Origin of the sequence: Streptomyces spiralis, from assembly GCF_014654675.1 — a bacterium.
Classification (GTDB): Bacteria; Actinomycetota; Actinomycetes; order Streptomycetales; family Streptomycetaceae; genus Streptomyces; species Streptomyces spiralis.
Genome location: NZ_BNBC01000148.1, coordinates 1 through 919, shown reverse-complemented (window position 1 = coordinate 919; position 919 = coordinate 1). Strand labels below are relative to the sequence as shown.

Annotated in this window: 2 protein-coding genes; both read left to right on the top strand. The window is 70.9% G+C overall.

All coding sequences use genetic code 11. The annotated features are described in order from the left end of the window. The coding region (cysD, locus tag IE318_RS44420) for a sulfate adenylyltransferase subunit CysD (protein WP_189908496.1) at nt 1-501 on the top strand (501 nt) is incomplete at its 5' end. A gap of 2 nt (nt 502-503) precedes the next feature. Then, a partial coding sequence (locus tag IE318_RS44415) for a GTP-binding protein (RefSeq protein ID WP_189908495.1) occupies nt 504-919 on the top strand: 416 nt, incomplete at its 3' end.

The window sequence follows — 919 nt, the reverse complement described above, 5'->3', positions numbered from 1 at the left end:
CGGGACGAGGAGAAGGCCCGCGCCAAGGAGCGGGTGTTCAGTCTGCGGGACGAGTTCTCCCAGTGGGACCCGCGCCGCCAGCGGCCGGAGCTGTGGAACCTGTACAACGGCCGTCACGCGCCCGGCGAGCACGTCCGGGTGTTCCCGCTGTCCAACTGGACCGAGCTGGATGTGTGGCAGTACATCGCCCGGGAGGGCATCGAGCTGCCCGCGATCTACTTCGCCCACGAGCGCGAGGTGTTCCAGCGGGGCGGCATGTGGCTGACCGCCGGCGAGTGGGGCGGCCCGAGGGACGGCGAGAGTGTGGAGAAGCGGCAGGTGCGCTACCGCACCGTCGGCGACATGTCCTGCACCGGTGCCGTCGACTCCGACGCGGTGACGCTGGAGCAGGTCATCACCGAGATCGCCGCTTCCCGGCTCACCGAGCGCGGCGCCACCCGCGCCGACGACAAGCTCTCCGAGGCCGCGATGGAAGACCGCAAGCGCGAGGGGTACTTCTAGTCATGACCAGCACCACCGAACCCACCGAGCCGTTGTCGGTCGAGCAGTTGTCGGCCACCACCCTGCTGCGGTTCGCGACCGCCGGGTCCGTCGACGACGGCAAGTCCACGCTCGTCGGGCGCCTGCTGCACGACTCCAAGTCGGTCCTCGCCGACCAGCTGGAGGCCGTGGAACGCGCCTCCGCCAGCCGCGGCCAGGACGCCCCCGACCTCGCGCTGCTCACCGACGGCCTGCGCGCCGAGCGCGAGCAGGGCATCACCATCGACGTGGCCTACCGCTACTTCGCCACCCCGCGCCGCCGCTTCATCCTCGCCGACACCCCCGGCCATGTGCAGTACACCCGGAACATGGTCACCGGCGCCTCCACCGCCGAGCTGACCGTCATCCTGGTCGACGCCCGCAACGGCGTCGTCGAGCA